Annotated in this window: 19 protein-coding genes; 1 reads left to right on the top strand and 18 read right to left on the bottom strand. The window is 43.8% G+C overall.

Going from position 1 to position 19,928, the window contains the following annotated elements:
• The first annotated feature begins 10 nt into the window (after positions 1-10).
• Positions 11-517, top strand: a complete 507-nt coding sequence (locus H7B67_RS28910) for an acyltransferase (protein ID WP_185123374.1) — start codon at positions 11-13, stop codon at positions 515-517.
• A gap of 172 nt (positions 518-689) precedes the next feature.
• Here H7B67_RS28910 and H7B67_RS31385 read toward each other — a convergent pair whose 3' ends face one another.
• The 18 genes from H7B67_RS31385 to H7B67_RS28820 form a co-directional block, all read right to left on the bottom strand.
• A complete protein-coding gene (locus H7B67_RS31385) occupies positions 690-2,072 on the bottom strand; it encodes an O-antigen ligase family protein (protein ID WP_185123373.1) in 1,383 nt (460 codons plus the stop codon).
• 364 nt (positions 2,073-2,436) lie between these two features.
• Positions 2,437-3,783: a sugar phosphate nucleotidyltransferase gene (locus H7B67_RS28900; RefSeq protein ID WP_185123372.1), complete on the bottom strand. Its 1,347-nt coding sequence runs from the start codon at positions 3,781-3,783 to the stop codon at positions 2,437-2,439.
• Positions 3,784-3,936: 153 nt separating this feature from the next.
• Positions 3,937-4,923, bottom strand: coding sequence for a copper amine oxidase N-terminal domain-containing protein (locus H7B67_RS28895; RefSeq protein WP_185123371.1), 987 nt, complete (start codon positions 4,921-4,923; stop codon positions 3,937-3,939).
• 21 nt (positions 4,924-4,944) lie between these two features.
• A complete protein-coding gene (locus H7B67_RS28890) occupies positions 4,945-5,463 on the bottom strand; it encodes a VanZ family protein (protein WP_185123370.1) in 519 nt (172 codons plus the stop codon).
• On the bottom strand, positions 5,460-6,239 hold the full coding sequence (locus H7B67_RS28885; RefSeq protein WP_185123369.1) for a hypothetical protein: 780 nt from the start codon (positions 6,237-6,239) through the stop codon (positions 5,460-5,462). Before H7B67_RS28885 ends, H7B67_RS28890 begins: the two co-directional genes overlap by 4 nt.
• A 12-nt stretch (positions 6,240-6,251) precedes the next feature.
• On the bottom strand, positions 6,252-6,512 hold the full coding sequence (locus H7B67_RS28880) for a hypothetical protein (RefSeq protein WP_185123368.1): 261 nt from the start codon (positions 6,510-6,512) through the stop codon (positions 6,252-6,254).
• A 513-nt stretch (positions 6,513-7,025) separates the two neighbouring features.
• On the bottom strand, positions 7,026-8,189 hold the full coding sequence (locus tag H7B67_RS28875) for a nucleotide sugar dehydrogenase (protein WP_185123367.1): 1,164 nt from the start codon (positions 8,187-8,189) through the stop codon (positions 7,026-7,028).
• A 16-nt stretch (positions 8,190-8,205) separates the two neighbouring features.
• Positions 8,206-9,231, bottom strand: a complete 1,026-nt coding sequence (locus H7B67_RS28870; protein ID WP_185123366.1) for a GDP-mannose 4,6-dehydratase — start codon at positions 9,229-9,231, stop codon at positions 8,206-8,208.
• 87 nt (positions 9,232-9,318) lie between these two features.
• Entirely contained in the window at positions 9,319-10,725 is a 1,407-nt protein-coding gene (locus H7B67_RS28865; RefSeq protein WP_185123365.1) for a lipopolysaccharide biosynthesis protein, read from the bottom strand.
• A gap of 37 nt (positions 10,726-10,762) precedes the next feature.
• A complete protein-coding gene (locus H7B67_RS28860; RefSeq protein ID WP_185123364.1) occupies positions 10,763-11,713 on the bottom strand; it encodes a glycosyltransferase in 951 nt (316 codons plus the stop codon).
• A 23-nt stretch (positions 11,714-11,736) separates the two neighbouring features.
• Positions 11,737-12,696: a glycosyltransferase gene (locus H7B67_RS28855; RefSeq protein WP_185123363.1), complete on the bottom strand. Its 960-nt coding sequence runs from the start codon at positions 12,694-12,696 to the stop codon at positions 11,737-11,739.
• Positions 12,697-12,770: 74 nt separating this feature from the next.
• Complete coding sequence (locus H7B67_RS28850; protein ID WP_185123362.1) at positions 12,771-13,820, bottom strand: glycosyltransferase; 1,050 nt, start codon at positions 13,818-13,820, stop codon at positions 12,771-12,773.
• 29 nt (positions 13,821-13,849) lie between these two features.
• The gene (locus H7B67_RS28845; protein ID WP_185123361.1) at positions 13,850-14,989 is read right to left on the bottom strand and encodes a glycosyltransferase family 4 protein; all 1,140 of its coding nucleotides are present in this window, start codon (positions 14,987-14,989) and stop codon (positions 13,850-13,852) included.
• Between the two features lie 4 nt (positions 14,990-14,993).
• Entirely contained in the window at positions 14,994-15,881 is an 888-nt protein-coding gene (locus H7B67_RS28840; RefSeq protein ID WP_185123360.1) for an NAD-dependent epimerase/dehydratase family protein, read from the bottom strand.
• Between the two features lie 3 nt (positions 15,882-15,884).
• The gene (locus H7B67_RS28835) at positions 15,885-16,511 is read right to left on the bottom strand and encodes a sugar transferase (protein ID WP_185123359.1); all 627 of its coding nucleotides are present in this window, start codon (positions 16,509-16,511) and stop codon (positions 15,885-15,887) included.
• Positions 16,512-16,533: 22 nt separating this feature from the next.
• Positions 16,534-18,354, bottom strand: coding sequence for a polysaccharide biosynthesis protein (locus tag H7B67_RS28830; protein ID WP_185123358.1), 1,821 nt, complete (start codon positions 18,352-18,354; stop codon positions 16,534-16,536).
• A 24-nt stretch (positions 18,355-18,378) separates the two neighbouring features.
• Positions 18,379-19,071, bottom strand: coding sequence for a polysaccharide biosynthesis tyrosine autokinase (locus tag H7B67_RS28825; RefSeq protein ID WP_185123357.1), 693 nt, complete (start codon positions 19,069-19,071; stop codon positions 18,379-18,381).
• Positions 19,052-19,819: a Wzz/FepE/Etk N-terminal domain-containing protein gene (locus H7B67_RS28820; RefSeq protein ID WP_185123356.1), complete on the bottom strand. Its 768-nt coding sequence runs from the start codon at positions 19,817-19,819 to the stop codon at positions 19,052-19,054. Before H7B67_RS28820 ends, H7B67_RS28825 begins: the two co-directional genes overlap by 20 nt.
• Positions 19,820-19,928: the final 109 nt, after the last annotated feature.

Below are 19,928 nucleotides of genomic sequence, written 5' to 3'. Positions count from 1 at the left end.
GGGATGTTCATTGAATTTCTTTAGTAGAGCAAAACGATCAATATCTGCTCGTATTCGTACAAAAATTCATAGAATAAAAGCGAGTAAATTTATAAAACAACTCAACGCAAAGAAGTCCAATCTTCAAATTTTTGGGTTGCCCTTAACGATAATAAATCCTGAAAACATTAAAATAGGTAATAACTGTAGAATTAACGAACATGTTTTCTTTCATGGTGGTGGGGGAATTTTAATTGGTAACGATGTTACATTTTCAGCCTACTCCAAAATTATATCCTGGACGTATGATACAAGTGACTGGATAAACAATTATGTAAAAAAAGACCATGTCGGACAACTTGTTGAAATCGGTGATGGCGCATGGATCGGAGCAGGAGCTATTATATTGCCAGGAGTTAAGATTGCTGGTAAAGGAGTAATTATAGCAGCTGGATCTGTGGTCACTAAGGACATTCGGGAAGATTTTGTTCTTGTTGGCGGAATTCCTGCTAGAGTAATTAAGAGCTACAATACATAGCCGCATGGAATAGTTTTAAACGTGGATTGAATTAAGCAGCAACGTAATTAAGCCGTGTAGGAACTGAATGCAATTTAAATCTGAGTGGAACAATGGACTTCACGCAAATTTTCATTATACAGAAAAGAAGGTACTGCTTGAGAAATAGTACCTTCTTTCGTAAAATGACTTTTCACTGGCCTCTATTAACTCCCATTTTTTTACCTATTGGACTGAAATTTAGCCTAGCCATATTTGCAAGGGATATTCCAACATTGCTATTCTTTGTTGCTAGCTGATTTGCAGTTTCATTCTCAAGAAACACAAGTACTATCAATAGTGTGATGTACCTCGTAGAGAAGATGTCTGGAACAAGACAAGTTCCGAGAACAGTTAAGAGAATGAGCCAGGATGCATTCATTTTTCTTTTTTTCGCATAAAGGAAAGCTACGAAAATAACTCCGAACAAAATTAGGGTATAGAAAATTCCACCATGAACCAAATATTGCAAGAAAGATAGGTGAGGTATTGGTTGTCCCATTACACTGGATATATAATCGATACTGAACCCATGACCGAATATCGGATTCTGCAGAAATAGATTATAAGCTGCTTCATATCCGTTATCACGATCAGAAGAGTCGAACAGGATGTCCCGAATACTAGACTGCTGTCGCACATTCTTGTATAGGCTGTAAGCACTAAACAACGCAACAACTCCGATAACGAGAGACATTACTTTCCGAGATATTCCCTTTTGACCAACGAATATGTAGATCAAATAGACAATAAAAAATGCAACAAGTCCTGTCCTAGCCGAGGTTATTGCAGCACCTATTAATATTATGATTGGGATGATCCACATCTTCACATTTTTTTTCGATTTTCCAATTAATTGAATTGACAACAACGCTGTTGTTGCTAGGTAAAGAGATGCATGGCTGACGTCGGAAATCAGAAAGTGGAAGGATTGGCGGTTTAGATAAAACTTAATGACCCCAATTGATATGCCCACTCGAAATAGAAAGTACTGAATTATCAATCCTATGCTAGTTGCCAAGCCTGCTAGAATATAACTTTTTTCAACAGCTAATACATTCATGTTGCTAATGTTCCTACCCTTAAGAACAGCCAAGAAGATGATAATATTATGAAACGTAAGTATGATAAACTGAGTCAGACCTTGATCAAAGTAATCTGGATTCGTCAACAACAGTGGTATAACCGAGAAAACAACAGCGAATGCAAGCAAAAGTACAAGAGAGAAGTTCGCTCTATTAAGCTTAATCTCTTTTCTTAATGCGAGTAGATGGATGGAAAGAAACAGCCCAAAGATATAGAACCAAGTTATCGCCAGATCCCCATAATCACCACCAAAAATGTTCCTCCAAGATAGCGGGATGCTTAAACACATGATCTGCATAAATGCGGTAGTCTTATTGGATTTCGCTTTGAATTTATTAAACGCATAAAGAAAGAACAACGCTGAAACTGCAAAAATTGCAAATCCTGGTATACTATTAGTGACTGCGGCAGCGTAGATAATGAGTAAAGCAATATACAGGATGACTAGCACAACGTATCCCCTTTATTAAAAAGTCTTACTAATCGATAATAGGATTGATTACATGAACTTGTCAATTCAGGGGGGGAAGAAATATCAAAATGTCAAATTATTGGTCTACATTTAGTATCATAAAGATGTGGATGCTATCCAGGACAAGTAAGCTACAGACGTGATTCAAAGTGAGCTTCAGGGGGTCGAACTTTCTTGAGGGTCAATCTTCTTATTCATTTTTGGATTTTGGTTCATTAGCAGAGCTTGTAAGTTTTGTTTTTAGTCTTGAAGATGCTCCCCCATATAGTTACAGGTTGTTTTTTTCACCTATCAACCGTATGAGGGAGCATATTAAGTCCCCATTAGCCATTTACATTCCTGATCAGGAAACCTCCCCGATCGGCTCCTCGTAGTCCTCTTCCGTTAGCTCCATCCCCCGCTGGATCTCCATCACTTCCATTCTCGTGTGCGCCTGCAGGGCATGCTCCGTGCCGGGCGGAATCAGCAGCGTATCCCCTTCTCTCACCATCCGCCGGTCTCCGTCCAGCTCCGCTTCTCCTTCCCCATAGAGGATCAGCCACAGCTCCTCCCTCCGATTGTGGAGGTGCTTGGGGATTTTTTTGCCGGGATGAATGTTCATTCGCCTCGTCAGCATCTCCGATTGGGAGTCGTAGTGGTTGTAGTCGATCACCCGGTACCAGCCCCACGGGCACTCCTCGTACATCGGCCGCTGATCGATCGTGAGCACCTCCTTGAGTCGGGGGCTTGCCGCCTTGTCGGAGACAAGAATCCCGTCCGGACTGACGGCCACGACGGCGTCCGAGATTCCCAGCACCGCCACCGGAATGTCCAGCTCGTTGATCAGATGCGTGTTATGGCTGTCCGCCGATATCGTCCCTTTGCCGATCAGGTTGGCATCCATCTCTTCCGTCAGCGTATTCCAGGTTCCAAGATCCTTCCAGCTGCCGTCATACGGGAGAACCGAGACGTTCCGCGTTTTCTCCACCACCTGGTGATCGAAGCTGATTCTCGGAAGCTGCCCGTAGCTCGACCTCAGCTTCTCGTAATCCGTCGGCAGTCCCAAGCTCTCGATATGGTCCAGCATCCAGCCGATCCGGAAGGCGAACACCCCGCAGTTCCAGAGAGCGCCTTGCAGCAACAGCCAGGTTGCCTGCTCTTCCGACGGCTTTTCTTGAAAATGACTGACTCGAAGGTGAGGTTCGATCGCTTGCTCGGGGAGGAATTGGGGGACGATGTAGCCGTATTTGGAGGAAGGAAGCGTCGGCTCGACCCCGATCAGCGCGAGATCCGCCTTGCCGCTCTGAACGATCGTTCTCAGCTCCATCACCTTGCAGAAGAAGTGGTCTTCCACATGCGAATCGACCGGAAGAACGGCGACCGCCTCGTGCCGCCCCACCCCTTCGACGCTGGAGAGATAGGCCACGGACAGGGCGACAGCGGGAAAAGTATCCCGGCGTTCGGGTTCGATCACGAGAGGAACGGAGGCGCCGATCTGACTGTACAGAATATCTACTTGGGCGCGGCTCGTCGCCACGACGGCATTGGTCTGCAGGTCGGCCTGCAGCAGCTGTCTCCACACCCGCTGAATCATCGATTCCGGATTGCCTCTAGGATCCGTCAGCACCTTCAGGAACTGTTTGGACCTCGAATCGTTGGATAAGGGCCACAGCCTTCGGCCGGAGCCGCCGGATAACAGAATAATTCTCATCTCTTCACCTCGTGGTTCGGTTTCGAAACGGGGCAAAAACCATCTATTATTCATACCGTCCGGGCAAGCCCAATATGAACGATCAAGCCCAAATTAAAAAACCATTCGAGAAACAGGGGCTGGGCTCCTGCCTCGAATGGTTCGCTTTAATGATTATTTGATTCCGAGATAATCCTCGGCTGCCTTGCGGTAAGTTTCTTTGGTCTTCTCGTAGGTGCTTCTGTAGCCGGCGATCGTCGCCTGGATATCCGCGTCGTCCGCTCCCGCCGCTTGCAATTGCGACTGGGCGGTCGTCATCGCCGCCTCGAAGTTCGCATCGCAGACGGCCAGCTTGGCATTCGCCTTCTCCATCAGTTCGGCATTATCCGTCGTGGTCCCGAGGAGACCGATGATGGAATTGATGCAGCTGCTTTGGAGACTCTCCAACGACTTCTGCGTAGCGGCCTTGACTTCGGCAACCGTCATGGCTCCGCCGCCGGCACCGCCTCCCGTCGACCCGGATCCGCTGCCCGTTTCTCCACCGCCGTTGCCGCTGCCGTTCTCGCCCGATCCGCTTCCGTTCGAGCCCGAGCCCGCTTCCAGGTAAGCCTTGGACTTGCCGATGACGCTGCCCGTCTTCGAATCCCAAGCGATCGTCGTTCCGATCGCTTCCGACATGAAGCGGACGGGAACGTAGATCGTTCCGTCCAGGCTGAACACTTGCTGGCCTTCCGGAAGCTTCTTCTCCGCGCCGTCGAAGACCAGCTTCACGCTTACCGGAGCGACCTTGATCGACTTCGCGGTAACCGGCTTGCTTGCGCTATCAGCAGCAGCCGCAGCCGAGTTCATGAGGTATTCCTTCAGAACGACGGACTGCGCGGAGGTCGGCTCCGACACCGTCACCTTCTTGGCCGTGCCGTCCCATATGACATTCTTCTGAAGAGCGTAGGAGACGAATCTCAGAGGAATATAAACGCGAGATTGATAGGTGAACGCATATTGTCCCGAAGGGAGGGCGAGAGCCTGTCCGTCAAAATTCATCTGAACGTTCTGTTGAGTTACCGTTACGGAGGTAGCCGTCGCCGCGTTGGCGGAGAGCGGAGCCATGAACAGCAGAAGAGCCAGAACGAGACCGGACAACCGGAGCTTATTCATCATCATGATAGTTGGAATTCCTTTCTTCTACCTGTTGGATTTTTTACCTATTCTACCCCATAGGAGCCGATAGGCCAACAAAAAGAGACAAATCGCTAGAATGGCGCCCGTTAAATCGACTCCCACGTCGAGAAGAGTCGAGGTCCGATTCGACACGCGCGACTGGTACCATTCGTCCGTGAGGGCGGCCGCCGCGGTCAATGCCAACGCTCCAAGGAAGCGCCAGCCCGTCTTGGGTATAGGGAACAACAGGAGGAAGCACAGAACCCCTAGAACCCCGTACTCGAACAAGTGAGCGCCCTTGCGGACGAAAAATTCGATAAACCCGTACGGATTCGCTCCGGAGACCGTGCCGTGATGATACTTGAAGCTGATGTTCGGCACGATTCGTTCGGCCGTCTCCTGCGGAATCCATCTCTGGAGCTTAGGTTTAATATCTTGCTTCTGATAAGGCTGCGAAGAGAAGCCGAAGATCACGAAGAGCCAGCCGACGAGCAGAAGCGGCAGAAGCAGCAGTCTCCATGACCAAGCGTTTCTCCTCTTCATTTCGTTCCGTCTCCCCATGCGACCAGGATCTGCGACATCGCCTTCATGCGCGCCTGCCCTTTGCTGGCCGAATACTCCTTCGACCATCCGTCCAGGTCGTCCGTGCCCAGCTTCGCTTCGGCATATTCCTTCTTGGCGCTCGCCAGGATAGCCTCGAAGCGCTTATCGCAATCCGCCTCCGCCCCCGCGATGTCCGACATGAACTGCTTTTGCAGGTCGGATACGGTCACCTCTTCGCTGGATGCCTTCGCGCTCTTGATATAGGAGACAACCTCTCCCGACAGCTTGTCTACCTTGGCCAAGCAGCTCGAGCGCAGAGAGGAGAATTGGCCTTCGTACTTGCTGCGGAGGGCCTTCTCTTCGCTTGAAGGTTCGCTAGGCTTGGGAGACGCGGCTGGGGATTCCGATGGCTTGACGGCCGGCGGTTTGGCGGTCGCTTCCGCCTTATCGTCGGAAGGGCTCGGTTGCGATTGCTCTTCGCCGGATTGCTCTTCTCCTGGTTGTTCTTCGTTTGAAGGTTGCTCGCTAGACTGGCTTTCGCTCGGAGCCTGTTCCGCCTCTCCCGTCGGCTCAGGTTGCTGACTTGCCGGAGGCGTACTCGCCGATTCGGGAGACCCGCTTGATTCCGCTATCGGATCAGGGGGCTGGACAAGCTTCTCCCCTTCTCGCCCGATCTTGCCCCCGATCAGCACCGCTGCTATGATCAGAACGATCAAACCGACTGCTCCGATCGCTATCCATCTTCGAAGACGAGTTCCTTCTTGCTGTTTCTTCATGAATTCATTCCTTTAATTCGTAAGGTCCTCTTGCTGGGAGTCCTCGTAGCTCTTCCCTTGGCTGAGGCCGTATTTCTTCGCGATCTCGATGAGCTCGTCGTACTCCTTCTCCGACAGCTTCTCCAGGATGATGGCCTTGGCTTCCTTCTTCTTCTCCAAGGACAGCCCGCCGCTGGCCAGCTGCTGCAGAGTTTTAATATCGTCCACGCTTAATCTCTTGAGCATGACGGTCATGACCTTCGTTTTCTCGGAGAACGAGATATCCTCCTTCACTTCCTCCGCTTTATCCGTAGAGATCTCTGGCGTATAAGTAGAGGATGGGGTTGGCTCCAATGACGGTGTCGTAGACGGTTGTGTAGACGGTGGCGTAGACGCTTCCTTTGAAGGCGGCGCAGACGCTTCCTTCGATGGGGTAGATCCCCCAGAATTACCCGATTGTGCGGGATCTGAAGCTTCCGGAGACGAGGTTCCTTGAGCTCCTGCATCCGATGCGATTGGAGAAGAGCTCGGAGTTTCACTCGGGGATACGCTGCTATCCGCTGGAGGGGTCGTTGCCGTATCACCCGTACCTTCTTCCTTTACGGCCGATTCGAACATGGCGTCCAGAACCTTGTCCGCCGTGTAATTGATAGCAAAGTAACCTCCGACGCAACCGATAATAATAAGTCCACCTAGAATAGAGCCTATCCAGATAAAAAGCTTTTTCTTAGATTTCTTCTTCAAGAGCTTCGCCTCCATTCCGAGAGGTCGGAACCGCCCCTCGGACGCCCCGCACTCTCTTGATGATCAGTCTCTGCTGAACAAATCCCTCGTGTACACCTTGTCCGCAACGTCGGCCAGCTCTTCCGACATGCGATTGGCCACGATGACATCCGCCTGTTGTTTGAAAACCGTAAAATCGTTAATCACCTTAGAGTTAAAAAAGTCCTCTGTTAACGCCGGTTCATAGATGATGACCTCGATGCCTTTGGCCTTAATCCGCTTCATAACCCCTTGAATGGCGGACTGGCGGAAGTTGTCCGAGTCCATCTTCATCGTCAGCCGGTAGATTCCGACAACCTTCGGGTTTCTCTTGATGATCATCTCCGCGATGTGATCTTTTCTCGTTCGATTGGCATCGACAATAGCGGACATGATGTTCTGGGGAACATCCGAATAGTTCGCTAAGAGCTGCTTCGTATCCTTAGGCAAGCAATATCCGCCATAGCCGAACGAAGGGTTGTTGTAATGATCCCCGATTCTCGGATCCAGGCTGACGCCGGCGATAATCTGCTGCGTGTTCAAGCCTCTTACTTCCGCATAGGAATCGAGCTCATTGAAGAAAGCAACCCGCATCGCCAGATACGTATTGGCGAACAACTTAATCGCCTCCGCCTCCGTCGAATCCGTGAACAGCACCGGAACATCCTGCTTAAGGGCGCCCTGCACCAGCAAGTTAGCGAACACTTCTGCCCGCTCCGAACGCTCTCCTACCACTACCCGAGAAGGGTAAAGATTGTCATACAGCGCCTTGCCTTCTCTTAGAAACTCGGGAGAGAAAATAATATTGTTCGTCTCGAACTTCTCTCTCACCGACTCCGTGTAACCAACCGGCACTGTCGACTTAATAACCATTACCGCATCCGGGTTAATCGATAACACGGTCGCAATAACCGCCTCGACGCTTCTCGTATTGAAGTAGTTCTTATCCGGATCGTAATTCGTCGGCGTCGAGATAATGACATAATCTGCATCTTTATACGCAAGATAATTGTCAGTTGTTGCATGTAGATTGAGATTTTTGTTCGTGAGATACTCTTGTATCTCCTTGTCTATGATTGGAGATTGCTTGGCATTGATCATGTCGACTTTCTCTTGGATGATGTCGAGAGCGATGACTTCATTGTGCTGAGCGAGCAGCACGGCATTTGAGAGGCCGACGTAGCCTGTTCCGGCTATGGTGATTTTCATGTATGTCTCCCCTCCTTTACTTCACTTTGTAATAATCCACATACCAATCCGCGAATTTCTGCAAGCCGACTTCAATAGGGGTCTTGGGCTTAAATCCTACCGCTTGCTGCAATCTCTCTGTGGATGCATAAGTAGCTGGCACATCGCCAGGCTTGATCGGCTCGAAGATTTTATTAAATTCGACTTTTCTCTTAAGCTTATTACTAAAAGCCTTCTCCAAAGTTTCGATAAATACCATCAATTTTTCCGGGTTGTTATTACCAATGTTGTATACCTCATGTTGCACTTCACCCTGCGGCGGATTGCATATTAAACGCTCGATACCTTCTACAATATCATCTATGTAAGTGAAATCACGGTATAAGTCATTCTCAAAATCTCCATTATTAAAGATCTTGATCGGCTCTCCTGAAAAATACTTATCTGCGAACCCGAAGTAAGCCATATCCGGGCGCCCCATCGGCCCATACACCGTAAAGAAACGAAGTCCCGTCGCCGGGATCTTGTAAAGATGACTGTATGTGTGAGCCATGAGCTCATTCGATTTTTTTGTAGCCGCGTATAGAGAGACGGGGTGATCGACGAAATCCATTTCTTCGAAGGGAACCTTTTGATTGGACCCGTAAACGGAGCTAGAGGAGGCATATAGAAGATGCTCTACAGGATGATGTCTGCATGCTTCTAAAATGTTAAAGAATCCGACGATGTTGCTCTGAATGTATGCATCTGGATTTTCAATGGAATATCGAACTCCGGCCTGTGCTGCCAAGTTCACAACAACCCGAGGCTTATATTCCTTAAATATCTTTAGAAGTATCTCCTTATCGGAGATATCCGCTTTTAAAAAAGTGAATCTGTCATATAATGATAACGCCTCTAGCCGTGAGTTTTTGAGGTTCAAGCCATAGTAGTCATTAAGGTTATCGATCCCCACAACATTACATCCTTGATCTAGAAGGCTACGCGTAAGAAAAAAACCAATGAATCCAACTACACCTGTAATTAAAAATGTCTCGTGGGGACCATTAAGTTTGCCATTCATTATACCCGACTCCTCGATTTCTCACTTATTCGCACATGTTGTTTCCTCTATACACTTTTATATACTTTTTTATGCTCCTAAATTAACCTATCTATTTCCTTTTAATTTTTGATTAATTCGTGATTGAAATACAAATATAATATCCCTATTAGCAAAAAACAAAACGGCAACTACTATTATAAGAATAATCATTTGATATATAACCGATACACTATTCAAGCTGCATACAAACATTACACAAATACAAAATAATGATAAGCCTATTGTATTAATGTACTTTAGTTCTAAAACCATTCGTTTCTTTAACATTAATGCTCTAATAAGGAACATACACACTGTTCCAATTAGAGATGATACTACAACTCCCATTAATCCCAATATTGGTGCAAGAACTGCAGCTCCACCTACAGATATAATTCCAGCAACAAGTGTTGAGTAAAAGATAACATTGCTTTCTTTACGAGCTAAAAATCCACTACCTAAATGAGAGGAAAATGTAGAGAAAGCCGTGCTTAAATAAATTATTGGTGTTAGTAATAGCCCTGTAGAATACTCTCCATAAACAAACCATCGATAAAAGATAAAGGTCACCGGGATTAATACTGCAATTCCACTAAATACACTTCTCACTAAAAAATCAAAGACCCTATTGAAATAGTTATCTGCTCCTTTTTCCCCATGTATTCGAAATGATTCTTCCTGCCATGCCATATTTACTACAGAAGTGATTAATGTCATTATCATTCCAAATCTACTGGAAATTGAATAAATGCCATTCTCCTCAATACCTATTTGATTTACAATTATTATGCTTCCACCTGAATTAATAAGCCACCAAGAAATCGTATTAATACTTAACGGAAAAGAGTATTTAATTAGTTGCTTTAATAAAGATATATCAAACTTTGATATGCGGAAATTGGCAAACAACCTCAACTTCATTTCCATAACAATAATCATAGCCAAGCTACCAGCTATGTTAGAAATGAAAAGTGCAGGTAATCCCAATTTAAAAATCATTATTAGAATGAAATTCAATGCAACAGTAATAACTGTATTAGCAACAAGTCCAAATGAATAAGCTTTACTATTCTTTAAGGCTCTCGCAGAAAATTGCCAATATGATACTCCCATTTGGGTTAATGCCATTAAAAAAATTGAAAATCCATAGTTAATTTCCATAAGCAAAGAAATCAATAAAAAAACTAGACCGTAAAGAATTGACAAACCAAAACAATATAGATTAGTAGAAGTAAATATTCTTTCTTCGTTTTCAGACTTTTCTATTACAAATCTCAATATTCCTTCCCATATTGTTTGATATAACAAAGGAACAGCAAACCAAACAACAGACAAAATTAGATTAAAATAGCCTAACTCAAAAGAATCGATATATTTCGTATATAGAGGAATGAATAAAAATTGTATTAGTTTAGTTGAAAAAGTACCGAAAAAGTAAATTTTTATATTCTCTACTAACCTATCAATCTTCATTTAATAGACCTCTTTTACATAACCTATCATTCATTAATTATGTATATTTATTATATATATTACATTTAATTTGACTGAAAATATTATATTTGTGATAATTTGAGCAAACAATTGCAATTATCACCTTGATAGATCCTTTAAGAAATGATTTCTCGTGCATTTGCATACGACCCGTAATAAAAAGATCCGAATAGAATTCAAACTTCCTCTGAACTTTCTCATTGTCTACTTTTTTTTTCTTTAAATATTCCTTGTACGAATTAGGATTATAACTATCTGATTCGTTTCTATTGTAACTGTTGAACAACTTCCTTATGTATTTTATTGTATAGTACTGTTTGAGTTTATTTTTACCAGTAATGCTATTACTTCGCACTCTATAATAGAGCAATTTTTCTGGAACCATATAAAAACTGCATTCAGCAGCAACCATTCGAAGCCATAGATCATAATCTTGAGCGCATGGAAATTCTCTGTATCCATTAACTTTATGAAATACTGAAGCTTTTATTAATACAGTGGGATGATGAATGATGTTTTGATGCGGCAACAGCTTTCTGATAGCATTACTGTTATAAATTTTTGCAGATCTATTTAATATCTCGTCATTTTCATTAATAAAATAATAATCAGAGCAGACAAGATCATATTTATTTTCTTTCATTATATAATATTGTTTTTCAAAACGGCTTAAATCACATATATCATCAGCATCTGTTCTAATGTAGTATTTCCCGGTCGCGATGGAGGCTGCCTTATTGATAGATAGTGCTAAACCTATATTTCTCTCATTAAAGACGACTTTTAATCTATGGTCCAGTTGGGCGAATTCAGAGACCATTTGATGGATCCTAATATTTTCCGGATTATCTACTATAATGATGAATTCAAAATCTGTAAAAGTCTGATGAATTACAGATTCGATTGAGGCCTTAAGGTCTTTCTCATTTTCATTATATACACTCATCAGTACACTTATTTCAGGCAATTTTCACACCTCGCTTAATTAAACTATGTAACATTCATTATTTTAAAAATCAATTTTAATTTATACACAAATAACTTAACATTTCTTAACCGAAGAGAGTAATTCATTTTCAAAATTTCTTTTTTATAATTCAAATAATACTTTTTTATTTGACCTATATCTAATCCTGTTTCAAAGGCTCCTATGAGTCTATAAGTCAAAAGTGCAGGCAGGCGATATCCAACCAATGCTTTGATACAATCTTTCCTATCTTTTATTGCACTGATGTTTATTAATCTGTTTATAGATTCAAAATCCTTATCCATTTTATCTATGTTAAAAGTAGATAGAGCAGATTCCGTTGGTTCCACCGTATAGTTAGTTAAATATCCACGTATATAGCAAATAGCATTGGTTCTGCTTAGCACTTCACAAAAGAACTCAAAATCTTCTCCCCATGAAACTCCTTCGACATAGAAAATTTTGTTTTCCATTAAGTAGTTTCTTTTAATCATCCAGCCTGTAGTATGCACGTTAACTTTACCTAAAATGTATTTAACTAAGACTCCCTTTGTAGTGAAATGAGTCTTTTTATTCTTAATAATATTTCTTTTCACAATGTTATAACCACAGTAGCACACATCGGACATTCTATATTTTATTTCCTTATGCATTTCAGCAAGGAAAGTTGGCTCATAGTAATCATCAGAGTCCAAAAAGCAGAGGTAATCCCCTTTTGCCCTAGAGATCCCATTGTTTCTTGCCACTGAGACCCCCTTATTCCGCTGATAGAAATATTTAAATCTCGAATCTGCTTCGCAATACTGTTGAATTACTTCTACAGACTCATCCGTGCTACCATCATCTACAACTATAACCTCAAAGTCAGTGAATGTTTGGTTAACAAGCGATTCTAACGCTCTAGCAATAACATCCCTTCTATTAAAAACAGGGATTATAATAGATACTTCCAAAATTAATCCCCCAATCAATTTATTATTCACTTTAACTATTAACTCTCAAAGAGCAATTCCAAGTAGGCTATATGTCGATTAAATCCATACTATGTATGGTATCTTCATCCATCCTCATAAATTCGGGTTATAGAACTCTTCCATCTATCTTTACTGTTGTTCTCCATTATTCTCTGTTCAACTGCTGAACTTATTGTGTTATATAGTTGGTCATTTGATAATACTTTTATGATAGAATCTGCTGAATCAGTGGGATCATCTACATTAATAATACATATGTTATCGACAATAGTATCTTTCAAACCACCGACGTGAGAACAAAATACTGGCTTACCAAGTGCCATTGCTTCAATTGCAACTAGCCCAAACCCCTCATATTTTGAGGTCATAACTACTATTTTTGAGTTTGAAATAATTGAATATGGATTTCTTTGAAAACCTACCATGTCTATTGTACTGTTTAACTCTAAACGATCAATTAACTCAGTACATTGTCCTTTAAGGTCACCTTCACCCACCATTACAGCTCTTACATTTTTCTTTTCACTAGCAACGGCCTTTACAATTTGAATAAATTGTAAGGGGTCCTTTACATCGACTAGTCTTCCTATAAAAGCTAGGTCATATTGACCGCTAACTAACGTATCATTATTTAACTTTGATTTTTCAATAACATCTTCTATATCTACATAGTTGGGTACTATGTGGAGTCTATTTTTAACAAGTCTGGTAAATATCGCTTCCCGCTCAATTGCTTTTGATACAAAAATAATATTTTTATATCGAATAGCACTTAACATATACAACAACGTAAAGGGATTTAATTTTCTTAGCCAATGAGGATTTTGATGAATATGAGAAACTACGTGACAGTTATGGATTGAAGCTGCACTAACAATACTTGCCCTGAAATCGTGAGCATGAATGATGTCCGGCTTCCATTCACGTATAATTCTACTAACATAAAAAGGATTCATTTTCTTCAATGGTATGTACGGTATGTTATTATGTTTCAATTGGTCTTCAATTGGGCCCTCAGGAGACACATAGACAGAGTAGTAACTCTCCTCAAAAGACTTAATTATATTAAACGCAACACTCTCAGCTCCAGAATATGAATTACTCGAAAGCAAATGAAGTACCCGTTTTTTCATAATATTCCTCTTTATAAATTCTTTTTTTATTACAATGACTTATAGATATCTCTCATAATCATTTCAACCTTATCCAATCCATACTCTTTGATATACTCTTTGTTTCTTTCTCCAAAAGACTCTAGCTCTTCTGGATTATTAATAATCTGTTTTATTCCATTGGCATAGCTACCACTATCACTTGGATTTACTAAATAGCCACCATCTTTATCTTTAATCAAATCTATATTCCCTCTAATTTTTGACGCAATAACAGGCAGTCCTGATGCCATAGCTTCCATTAATGCGACTGGAAGGCCTTCTTGCAGGGAAGGAAATACAAACAAATCTGCTGCCTTACAATAATCGGATATGTTCGTCTTATACCCTAAAAAAATCACTCTATTTTTTATATCAAGTTTTTCACTTAATGTTACTAATTCTTCTTGCAATTCCCCACGACCACATATATAATATATGACCCTTTCATCGGATATGAGAGATAACGCTTTTATAACAATTTCATGGTTTTTCCTTTTACTGAGCTCACCAACTGATAACAACATTAACTCATCTTTCTTGATCCCTAGTTGTTCTCTGATTTCGCTCTTATTATTTCTATTCGTATCGAATTTTTCAACATCAATGCCGACCCCAGGAATTTGAATTACATTTTTTGTAGAGAATCTTCTAGCCGCGATTTGATAGTCTTCGGCATTGATTGTAATGAGGACGTCAGTATTTTTTGAGAGTATTTTCTCTATCGGATAATAAATTAGCCAATTGATTAGTGGCGCTCCTTTATAGAAGTGAAATCCATGAGCTGTATAAATCACTTTAGTATTTGTTTTCTTAGCAACCAACCTGCCGACGACCCCACCTATCGGTGAATGGCAATGCACAAAGGAGTAATTATTCGCTTCCAATAACCTCTTGACCTGTTTATAGGCTCGAAGGTTTTGAGCAAGTTTAGTCACATTTCTAGCAAAGTCAATTTGATAATAATTGATCTGCTGATCTTCTAACTCTTTCTTGAATGCACTTACCCTTTCGGAAGAGCTGGTATTCCCATTTTCAAAATTACACGCAACATCTACTTGAAATCCCATTTCCTGAAGCAACTTAATATTCGGCATATTAAATTGGTCGATCATGGAGGAAACGGAGGCGAGCATAAGCATTCTCTTCATTGTTTTATCCTTCTGTTCTTTTAATAGATTCCTCGAAGGTTCTAATTCTATAATTACCTTTATCGTAAACACTCAATGACTGATCATAGGCAAGATTACCAAAAGCCTTATTTACTAAACCACCGATTTTGCCTGGAAATAATCCTGCAATAATAAGAGGCAAGTTTAACAGTTTGGTTAGCTTCATCTGTTTACCGTGGTATTGTGCTATTAGTTGAACCATTTTTGATGTACTAACGTGTTCAGCGTTCTGCGGAAAGAACAATCCTGCTTCCTCGTTATCAATTAACAAACGAATAAACTCAGCGAGGTTATCTATATGAATCATAGATCTTTTATTTTCAACTTTAGGGAAAACGCTCAACTTTCTTGAGATCTTCGATAATAAAGGATAATTCCCTTTGCTATCCTTGCCATATATCATTGGTGGACGAATTATCGCTATTTTAAAATCATTACTTGAGAGCTTAGAGATTACGATTTCCGCCTGCAACTTACTATCCCCATAGAAGTTTGCAGGTAAAGGTATTGTATCTCTTGTAATTACTTTTTCCTTAGATATTGGATTACTATTGCCGTAAACTATAATTGAACTCATATATATAAACTGTTTAACCCCGGCTTCTTTTGCCTTATTCGCCACTTCAAGAGTTAAATCTTTATTCACCTTATAGTACAATGCCTTTACTTCATCGGATACATGACCAACGTCTGAATGAGCCTTACCCGCGACATGAAAAATCACGTCATATTGCGAAAAATCATGTTCAATCCAATTAGGGTCCTTTAAACTAATTGTTTTAACTAAATAGGAGTCCGGTTGTTGCTCCAGCCATTTTTTTTGAGAATTTCCAATATAGCTATTCACCCCAGTTATTAGGACCCTTTTCATTAACTAAACTTCCCTTCTCCCTGAACCTGTTGCAACCTGCTTGTTTGTTCCGCCTTCTACGACACCCTTAGCCTTAAGAACGCTAGTGAAAGTTCCAAAGAAACACTTTAGATCCATTCCTAAACTGATTCTATCTACGTAAACTCCGTCAAGTTTCGCCTTTACATCGATAGCTAATTCGTCCCGTCCATTAATCTGTGCCCAACCCGTTAATCCCGGCCTAATATCATTTGCACCATACTTATCTCTCTCGAGGATAAGATCTGTTTGGTTCCAAAGAGCTGGACGAGGGCCGACGACGCTCATATCCCCTTTAAATATATTGATTAGCTGTGGGAGTTCATCCAGACTAGATTTTCTAAGAAAACGGCCAACTTTGGTAATGAAATAATCCGGATTCTGAAGGAGATGGGTAGGCATTTCCTTAGGCGTATCAGTCCTCATCGTTCTAAACTTGAGGATCATGAATTCCGATTTGTTCTGTCCAATTCTTTTTTGTTTGAACAGAACAGGACCTCGAGAATCTACTTTAATGACAGTAGCAATAATTAGTAAAACGGGCCATAGACATAGAAGTCCGAACCCGGACAGAACAATGTCTATGACCCTTTTCCAAAATAAATAGTTCATTGGATTACCCCTAATTAAGTGGTTAAGACACAAACTCCAAAATCGGAACAAAGCTCTCGATCGCATTCCTGACTGTACTCGAATCCTCGCTGAGGACTCTCTCCAAGCGGGAGAATTCCAGATCTAGTTGACGCTGGCTGATCTCGTTCGCTTTGCCGATGAAGATTCGCTCGTTTGGCGTTTGGATGATGCCCTCCTCGTCCGTGAGGAGCTCCTCATACAGCTTCTCTCCGTCACGCATGCCGGTGAACTGGATGTCGATCTCAGAGTAGGGCTCGAAGCCCGAGAGTCGGATGAGATCCTCGGCCAGCTTGAGGATGCTCACCGGCTCACCCATGTCGAGGAGGAAGGTCTCTCCTCCCTTGGCGTAGGCGCCGGCTTGGATGACGAGTTGGACGGCTTCCGGTATGGTCATGAAGTAACGAATCATCTCCGGATGAGTAACCGTAACCGGACCTCCGCTTGCTATCTGTTGCTTAAAGAGCGGGATAACGCTGCCGCGGCTTCCCAAGACATTGCCGAAGCGCACGGCGGCGAATTTGGTTGCGCTCTGAATATTCAAGTTCTGTATGTACATCTCGGCGATTCGTTTCGTTGCTCCCATGATGCTGGTCGGGTTGACGGCCTTATCCGAAGAGATCAGGACGAAGCGTTCGGCTCCGTACTTATCTGCGCAGTCCGCTACGTTCTGCGTTCCGAACACGTTATTCTTAATCGCTTCCGAGGGATTCTTCTCCATTAGCGGCACATGCTTATGGGCGGCAGCATGGAAAACCACGTTCGGAAGATGCTCAGCGAATACATCCTCGATCCTAACACGGTCCTGAACGTCAGCAATGATAGGTTCGATCGTGAGTTCAGGGAATTTCCGCCTCATCTCCATCTCGATGGTGTAGATGCTATTCTCCCCATGTCCTAGAAGCAGCAGCTTCTCTGGCTTAAACGGTGCAATCTGACGGCATAGCTCCGAACCGATCGAGCCGCCGGCCCCCGTCACCAAGACTACCTTGTTCTGAACATACTCGGCGATTCCGACCAAGTCCGTCTTTACAGGCTCTCTTCCAAGCAGGTCCTCTACGTCTACGTTGCGGATGGAACTGAAGGAGACCTTTCCTTTAATCATGGCATCGATACCTGGGATAATCTTAGGCTTCACTCCGACAGCAAGGCAAAGGTTAATGATCTGAGAGATCGTCTTGCGAGGCGCCGATGGGATCGCGATGATGATCTCTTGAATCCGATGAGATTCCACCAGTCGGAGCATCTCGGACCTACCGCCGAACACGCGCAAGCCATGCACCGTCAAGTTGCGTTTGGATGGGTCATCATCCAGAAATCCGACAAGCTTGTGGCCGTCCATGGCCGGATTCATGAATTCCCGAGCAATCAGTTCGCCGCAATTGCCAGCACCGAAGATGAGCGTCGGAATTTGAGTCTCCGCTTTGTTCCTTGTGCGCATTCCGAAGAGTCTCCACAGCACCCGGACTCCTCCAAGGAGGAGCAAGCTGGTCTCCAGGATTCGCACGCTCACGGATAGAGGAACCGACAGATCGGACAGGAGAGCCGTAATCCCATAGGCAAGAGCCCAACTGGCAACGGCCGCCTGGCACATCCTTACGAGATCCTTAATACTCGCATATTGCCACATCCGCCGGTACATCCCGAAGAAAATCATAAATCCCATGCATAGAAGCGTAGAAATCAGGCTATATTCGAGCATTTGGCTCATGTACCGTCCCGGAATGTCCCCTTCGAAACGGAACAGATAAGCTGTGTATGTGCTAAACCAGATTATCATCAAGTCAAGTACAAGCAACAGCACCAAACTTCTCTTCATAACCATTTTCCTGCGCCTCCGATTTGATTCTTAGGAATTCGGTGAACCGTAATAGTAGTAATAGTAGCCTTCGTTTTTCTTACGTTTCACGTTATTAAGCACCACGCCAAGAACCTTGGCTCCCACCTTATCCAGAAGGGACTTCGACTTCAAGGCGACATCCTTCTTCACCTTGCCGTAATCCATAACGAGGATGACGCCGTCGCAGCGTGTCGACAGCAATTGAGCATCCGTTACGGCCAGAACCGGCGGGGCATCGATCAAGATCACGTCGAATTGTTGCTTAAGCTCCTCCAGTACCTTCGACATTCTCTGAGAGGCTAGCATCTCAGCCGGATTCGGAGGAATGGGCCCGGAAGGGATCACCGACAAATACGGGATATGCGTATCTTGAATGGCTTGGCCAAGCTCTGCCTGATTGGACAAGACCGATGACAAGCCGATTCGGTTCGAGATTTGGAAAGTGTAGTGCTCGGTAGGCTTGCGGAGGTCGGCATCGATCAAGACGACTTTCCTCTCCGACTGGGCGTAAGCCACGGCGAGGTTGCCGATGGTCGTCGACTTCCCTTCTCCCGGGCCTGCCGAAGTAACCATGAGGACCTGCATCTGCCCGTCTATCGAGGAGAAGTCGATATTCGTTCGAAGCGTCCGGTAGGATTCCGACACAGGCGACTTGGGGTCCGCTTCCGTGACGAGATATCGCTTATTTGCTTGTGCGGACACTGGATAGCTCACCTACCTTTTTTACTTTCGCGGCATCGGTTTTTTTCTCGGAAGGGAGCCCGTCTGCTTGCAATCTAGTGATTGCGGCCAGGGTAGGGAGCCCAAGAATATTCTCGACATCCTCTTCTGTCTTAACGGTATCATCCAGATATTCAAGCAGGAAGGCAACTCCGACTGCGATCATCAGGGATACGATGAAGGCAATGACTACGTTCAGCGGAACGTTCGGAGCAACCGGGCCTGGAGTCTTGTCCGGATTCGCTTCATTAAGGATGGTTACGTTCTCAACGTTAAAAATACTAGGGATCTCTTGTTTAAAAATAGCGGACACCGCGTTGACCATCTGGGCTGCAGAGGCGTAAGATTCATCACGGACAACAAGGGTCATTACTTGGGTGTTGTTTACGGAGCTGACGCTGATTTTCGATTTGAGTTGATCCGCGTTAAGCCCGAACTCCGGATGCTGCTCAACCACCTTGTCCAGGACAGCAGGCGTCTTGATGATCTCCTTGTAGGTATCGATCATCTTGATGTTCGTGTTTACTTCGTTAATGTCGAGCTGTTGCGATCCGACGTTAGACGAAGAGCGGTTGACGACGATCTTCGTCGAAGCCTCGTAAACCGGACTCTTGATAAACTTGCTGTACGCCCCCGCTGCAAGAGTGACGATCAACACGAAGCTGACGATCCACCATACTCTCTTGCGAAGAATTTGAAAGTAATCGCGGAGATCGAGTTCATTGGACACGTAACGTTCCCTCCAAGCAGTTACCTAACCGTAGTCAGAATGTTTTCATATAATTACCAAACAGGGCACTCTAGGTAGAAAATCCCCCACCCGTAGGCGGGGTGGAGGA

Source organism: Cohnella thailandensis (genome assembly GCF_014212135.1).
Taxonomy (GTDB): Bacteria; Bacillota; Bacilli; order Paenibacillales; family Paenibacillaceae; genus Cohnella; species Cohnella thailandensis.
The sequence above is the reverse complement of the archived record's forward strand: the minus strand, read 5'-3'. Positions and strand labels throughout refer to the sequence as shown.

What these genes read in the sequence shown, in the direction of transcription:
- H7B67_RS28900 (WP_185123372.1), bottom strand. Translation starts at nt 3,783, where the DNA reads ATGAGAATTATTCTGTTATCCGGCGGCTCCGGCCGAAGGCTGTGGCCC.
- H7B67_RS28895 (WP_185123371.1), bottom strand. Translation starts at nt 4,923, where the DNA reads ATGATGATGAATAAGCTCCGGTTGTCCGGTCTCGTTCTGGCTCTTCTG.
- H7B67_RS28890 (WP_185123370.1), bottom strand. Translation starts at nt 5,463, where the DNA reads ATGAAGAGGAGAAACGCTTGGTCATGGAGACTGCTGCTTCTGCCGCTT.
- H7B67_RS28885 (WP_185123369.1), bottom strand. Translation starts at nt 6,239, where the DNA reads ATGAAGAAACAGCAAGAAGGAACTCGTCTTCGAAGATGGATAGCGATC.
- H7B67_RS28875 (WP_185123367.1), bottom strand. Translation starts at nt 8,189, where the DNA reads ATGAAAATCACCATAGCCGGAACAGGCTACGTCGGCCTCTCAAATGCC.
- H7B67_RS28870 (WP_185123366.1), bottom strand. Translation starts at nt 9,231, where the DNA reads ATGAATGGCAAACTTAATGGTCCCCACGAGACATTTTTAATTACAGGT.
- H7B67_RS28865 (WP_185123365.1), bottom strand. Translation starts at nt 10,725, where the DNA reads ATGAAGATTGATAGGTTAGTAGAGAATATAAAAATTTACTTTTTCGGT.
- H7B67_RS28850 (WP_185123362.1), bottom strand. Translation starts at nt 13,820, where the DNA reads ATGAAAAAACGGGTACTTCATTTGCTTTCGAGTAATTCATATTCTGGA.
- H7B67_RS28845 (WP_185123361.1), bottom strand. Translation starts at nt 14,989, where the DNA reads ATGAAGAGAATGCTTATGCTCGCCTCCGTTTCCTCCATGATCGACCAA.
- H7B67_RS28840 (WP_185123360.1), bottom strand. Translation starts at nt 15,881, where the DNA reads ATGAAAAGGGTCCTAATAACTGGGGTGAATAGCTATATTGGAAATTCT.
- H7B67_RS28835 (WP_185123359.1), bottom strand. Translation starts at nt 16,511, where the DNA reads ATGAACTATTTATTTTGGAAAAGGGTCATAGACATTGTTCTGTCCGGG.
- H7B67_RS28830 (WP_185123358.1), bottom strand. Translation starts at nt 18,354, where the DNA reads ATGGTTATGAAGAGAAGTTTGGTGCTGTTGCTTGTACTTGACTTGATG.